Annotated in this window: 4 protein-coding genes; all 4 read left to right on the top strand. The window is 44.7% G+C overall.

Annotated elements, in window-relative coordinates; all coding sequences use genetic code 11:
- Nucleotides 1-343 precede the first annotated feature (343 nt).
- The 4 genes from pstS to pstB all read left to right on the top strand — a co-directional run bounded on the left by pstS (nt 344) and on the right by pstB (nt 5,048).
- Complete coding sequence (gene pstS, locus QT974_RS12065; RefSeq protein WP_333468719.1) at nt 344-1,372, top strand: phosphate ABC transporter substrate-binding protein PstS; 1,029 nt, start codon at nt 344-346, stop codon at nt 1,370-1,372.
- 552 nt (nt 1,373-1,924) lie between these two features.
- The gene (gene pstC, locus QT974_RS12060; protein WP_333468718.1) at nt 1,925-2,926 is read left to right on the top strand and encodes a phosphate ABC transporter permease subunit PstC; all 1,002 of its coding nucleotides are present in this window, start codon (nt 1,925-1,927) and stop codon (nt 2,924-2,926) included.
- 2 nt (nt 2,927-2,928) lie between these two features.
- Nucleotides 2,929-3,909, top strand: a complete 981-nt coding sequence (gene pstA / locus QT974_RS12055) for a phosphate ABC transporter permease PstA (RefSeq protein WP_333468717.1) — start codon at nt 2,929-2,931, stop codon at nt 3,907-3,909.
- 287 nt (nt 3,910-4,196) lie between these two features.
- Entirely contained in the window at nt 4,197-5,048 is an 852-nt protein-coding gene (gene pstB, locus QT974_RS12050; RefSeq protein ID WP_333468716.1) for a phosphate ABC transporter ATP-binding protein PstB, read from the top strand.
- Nucleotides 5,049-5,195: the final 147 nt, after the last annotated feature.

Here is a 5,195-nt window from a genome sequence, read left to right as displayed (position 1 = left end):
CTAATAACTTATATGCGGTCATGCTTCTTCAGGCTTCAAAAACCAGATGCACCCACTGCTGGGTACATCTAAAGGTTAAGCAAAAAAAATCAGTATTATCTAGGGGCGCGCGTCTAAAAAAGCTTCGCTAACGCTACTTCCTAATCTTTTTAATCTAATGTTAACCAGAGATTAAGGAAAGGTTATTGTTGCTGCTGCCATTCTTCAGTTACAAAAAGTTTAACCTAACCTTAACCAAAATTTAAAAAAAGCTTATTAATATAGCTGTTTTTACTGGGAATTTCAGTCTATCCTAGGTCATAGATTTGTAAAGTTTCCTATCTATTATTGAGGACGAGGAGTTATGGTTTTCTTCACTAAGCCCTGGCGGCGTACTTTTATCGTTACGCTAGCCATAGCAACATTTTCGCTAAGTTTGGTTACTTCCGCTGTAGCTGCGGTAACATTAAACGGTTCGGGAGCCACTTTTCCTAAACCTTTGTACGATCGCTACTTCTCTCAAATGAGAAGCGCCAATCAAATTACTGTAAACTACGAAGGTACAGGCTCGGGTGCTGGTATCAAAGCATTAATTGCAGGTACTGTGGATTTCGCAGGCAGCGACGCGCTGATGACTTCTGCACAAATCTCTCAGGTAACCCGTGGCGTCATGGCAATTCCGACTGCTGGCGGAGCGGTTGCAGTTGTCTACAACTTGCCCGGAGTTAGCAATGTCAAGCTGAGTGCCGATGCCATGAAAGGCATTTTTGAAGGCAAAATTACCCGCTGGAATGATGCGAAAATCGCAGGGATTGCCGGACAAGCAAAAAATTTGCCAAATACTGCAATTCGAGTAGTTGTACGGGCAGACAGCAGCGGTACAACCTTTATTTTTGCTAATCACTTGCAGGCTATTGGCAGCAGCATCAAAGGTGCCGCTCAACCGAGTTGGCCCGGTAGCCCCCTCAGCGGTCAAGGAAACCCCGGTGTAGCTGGTTTGGTCAAACAAACACCTGGTGCAATTGGCTACGTTCAAGATACTTTTGCTCGCCAAAACAATCTGCAAACAGCACTTATTCAAAATAAAGCTGGCAGATTTGTAGATGCTAACTTGGCAGAAGCCGAAAAAGCTTTAGCAGGGGAAACATACCCGGCAGATTTCCGCTTGGTTGAAGGCAATCCTAATGATGGATATCCAATTGTTGGCTTGACTTGGTTGTTAATCTACAAACAGTATCCTGCTGCGAAAGCAGATGCTATTAAAAAGATGGTTAATTGGGTGATGACTACAGGTCAAGGTCTCAACAAAGGATTAGAGTTTACATCTATTCCGCAAGCTACAGCTCAAAAAGTGATTCAAACAGTGAATCAGAGTGTAGTTGCTAAAGGTTAATTCGGGCTTTGCATAATTAGACCTCTTGCATAAGTCTTTGATCGATCCTTCAACCGCCGATGTCAGACAGATAAACACAGATAATTTCAGGGTGTTTTCCGATTTTTGCAAGAGTTCTATTATGATTTTGAGTTAAATGTGTGGCTCAAAAATCATATTTTGTATAGCAATATTTCTGATGTATGGGTGCTAATAAATCTGCGCTTTCCCGCAGTCCGGCAGGGATTTAAATCCCTGCCTCATAGCGAAAGTCCTCGGTCGAGGACTGGTAATAATGGCTTAGTTAATAAGTTCGGCAGAGATTTAAATCTCTGCCTTATACCGAAAGTCCTCAAGTCGTCGCGAAGGATAACTGGTAATAATAGACTATCCATAAAGTTGGTTTTTACCCAGATTTATTTTGGGAAATTCCAACAGTCCTCTTGAGAGGACTTTCGCTATGAGGCGGGGGTTTAAACCCCCGCCGGACTAACGGATAGCGAGATAAACTCAGGCTCTAAAAACTGATGTTTCAATCGACAAACATTTCACTGTTTAAAAGCTAAATCAGCTATGACCAATTCTTCAAAGAAACCGAAAAAATCGACTCCAAAGGCTGCTGGAATCACCACCCACGTAGACTTGACTGATACCAAGGGTGAAGGTTTGTTACTGGAGTCGGGATTTACAGGATTTGTATGGGCTTTTGCTATAGCCACGGCGGGTACGCTGTTCTGGATGAGCGAGATAATTTTTAAGGATGCTTGGCCGGCTATTAGCAAGTTTGGACTGGAGTTTTTGTGGAATCCCAAATGGGATATCGGTGAGTTGCAGTTTGGGGCTCTGCCGTTTATTTACGGTACAGTAGTTAGTTCTGCGATCGCCATTATCATAGCAATTCCTCTAGGGCTTTCAGTCGCGATCGTTACCAGCGAGAACTTTTTGCCTGCTTGGGTGCGATCGCCGTTAGGATTCATGGTTGAATTAATCTCAGCCATTCCCAGCGTCATCGTCGGCTTGTGGGGAATCTTCGTGTTAATTCCCTTCCTGCTGCCTTTACAGCAGTCGCTGTTCAACAATTTTAGCTGGTTTCCCCTATTCAGCAGCGAACCTTTTGGGCCGGGAATGCTGCCCGCCGGCATACTGTTATCGATTATGATTTTGCCGACAGTCGCCGCCATCAGCCGCGATGTCTTGCTGTCGGTTCCCGTAGACTTGCGAAGTGCTTCAATGTCACTGGGTGCTACCCGCTGGGAAACCATATTTAAGCTATTATTACCAGCAGCAAGTTCGGGAATTATCGGAGCGACAATCTTGGCATTGGGACGCGCCTTGGGCGAAACAATGGCAGTCACAATGGTAATAGGCAACTCAATTCAAATCAACCAATCTATATTAGCTCCCGGCTACTCAATCCCCGCTGTTTTAGCAAGTCAATTTCGGGAAGCTCAAGAACCACTGCACATCGGCTCTTTAATGTATTTAGCCCTAATTCTATTTGTGATCACCCTAATGGTGAACGCAGTTGCAGTCTTGCTGGTGCAGCTAATCGGCGTTAAGGGAGCCAAGAATTAACCATGACTCAAGCACAAAAATCCCACAGTATTCTAGATGCAGAAATCAACAATCCCCTGTCGTTGAGCCGAAATTTTTTCAGCCGGGGAATGACAGTTATTGCATTCTCCCTTACAGGTCTTGCTCTGCTGCCTTTGTTCGCTATTTTGTACAAAATCCTGGGCGAAGGACTGACACATTTAAGCTGGGAAGTGCTAGTGTCTCTGCCCGCACCCGTCGGAGTCGAAGACCAGCCCAACGGCTTTGCCAATGCGATTCTCGGTACAGCTTTAATGGTGGGAATTGCCACATTATTGAGCGTGCCAATCGGCGTAATGACCGGAATATTTTTGTCAGAGTTTGGCAGAGAAAATAAAGCTATAGCAAATACTATCCGCTTTATCACCGTCATTTTGAGTAGCGTTCCGTCAATTGTTGTCGGCGTGTTTGCTTACGCTTTAATCGTTGTGACAACTAAGTCATTCTCAGGATTGGCCGGCGGTTTCGCGCTGGCGATTATCATGCTGCCGGTGGTAGCGCTGACAACAGAACAAGCATTAAAATTAGTGCCTGCTTCTTACCGCCTCGCTTCTGCTGGTTTGGGAGGCGGACGCTTTCAAACAATGTTTCGGATTATTATTCCCTCAGCACTTCCAACTATTACCACAGGCATTTTACTCGCAGCTTCCCGCGCCGCCGGCGAAACTGCACCGCTAATTGTAACTGCCTTGTCCAGCCAATTTTGGCCTCCTTTAGTTGAGAAATTGGGCGAGATAGTTCAGTCTCCCGTCGGTGCAGAAACTATTTCAAAAATCCAAGAAATTCCCGAGACACTGCTAACTCCGACTCCTTCTATGTCAGTATTAATATACAGTTACGCTAGCTCTCCTTACAAGGAGCAGAATGAATTGGCGTGGACTGCGGCTTCTGTACTTTTGGGCATGGTTTTGGTTACGAGCTTAGCCTCCCGCGCCGTGACTCGCAAGCGCTTACAAGATAGGTAAATTGCTGGCGAAGGAAGTTCGGCAACGGATTCGCTCCACGGATTTAATGGATTTAAACTGATTTATGTGAGACAAGATTGCATTCATTCTCTTTCCTATCTTGAACTTATCTGCGTTTATCTGTGTTTATCTGCCTTAAATCTGCGGTTTCTGTTCTGTATCAATATATCCGTGACTTTGGAAATGAGTGTATAGCTAACAAGTACCAAGTCTAACTAAATAAAGCCGTCAGGTAATATTTTGCATCTACTAAAAATCTACCGCCAACACTAAACAAACTGCAAATAATGAAACCCAAAACCAACGTCAAAGCTGAAAAATATAGCGACCAATTTGTAGAAGATGCGACTCCTGAAATTGACCCCAATGCTATGCCAGCATTGCGGGTTCAGGACTTGAGCTTCTACTACGGGACTCACAAAGTTCTCGAAAATCTATCGATGAATATCCCTCACCCGCAAGTGACGGCGATAATCGGCCCTTCAGGTTGCGGTAAATCAACTTTTCTGAAAGCTCTCAACCGCATCGGCGAATTGGAAGGAAAAGTTCAAATCAAAGGCAGGGTTGAGTTCTTTGGACAGGATATTTACAGTCCCAAGGTCAATATTAATAGTTTGCGACGCCAAATTGGCATGGTGTTTCAAAGGCCGAATCCTTTTCCGCTGAGCATTTACGATAATATTGCTTACGGAGTCCGCATTTTTGGTCGCAAAAGCAAAGCAGAGTTAGACGAAATTGTGGAATCTGCACTCAAAAGTGCGGCGCTTTGGGATGAGGTGAAAGATAATTTGAAGAAGTCGGCTCAGGGAATTTCGGGCGGACAGCAGCAGCGGCTTTGTATTGCTCGCGCTTTGGCTGTTAAACCGAAAATTTTGCTGATGGATGAGCCTTGTTCTGCTCTCGACCCGATTTCTACTATGAAGATTGAGGAGTTGTTTCAAACTCTGCGGGAACAGTTAACTGTGGTGATTGTAACGCACAATATGCAGCAGGCGGCTCGGGTTTCTGATTATACGGCTTTCTTTAATACTGATGAAAGTCGCATCGGTCGCATGGTGGAATTTGGGCCGACAAGTCGGATTTTTACTTCTGCAAGCAATTCGAGTACGAGAGATTACATTCAAGGCCGTTTCGGTTAATCAGGTTCGCAGTCAGGACTTCTGTCCTATAAAATAGGTTCGCAGTTAGGACTTCTGTCCTATAAAATAGGTTCGCAGTCAGGAGTTCTGTCCTTTCTGGGTAGATTTTAAGAGTAGCAGGACTCGCATTCCGAACGATTGAACTTG

The organism is Microcoleus sp. BM001215392 (assembly GCF_036700185.1).
In the GTDB taxonomy this organism is placed as follows: domain Bacteria; phylum Cyanobacteriota; class Cyanobacteriia; order Cyanobacteriales; family Microcoleaceae; genus Microcoleus.
Note: the sequence above shows the minus strand (reverse complement) of the source record. Positions and strands in the feature narration are given on the sequence as shown.

Excerpts from the sequence above, each read along its gene's own strand:
- pstS (WP_333468719.1), top strand. The coding sequence starts at position 344 with ATGGTTTTCTTCACTAAGCCCTGGCGGCGTACTTTTATCGTTACGCTA.
- pstC (WP_333468718.1), top strand. The coding sequence starts at position 1,925 with ATGACCAATTCTTCAAAGAAACCGAAAAAATCGACTCCAAAGGCTGCT.
- pstA (WP_333468717.1), top strand. The coding sequence starts at position 2,929 with ATGACTCAAGCACAAAAATCCCACAGTATTCTAGATGCAGAAATCAAC.
- pstB (WP_333468716.1), top strand. The coding sequence starts at position 4,197 with ATGAAACCCAAAACCAACGTCAAAGCTGAAAAATATAGCGACCAATTT.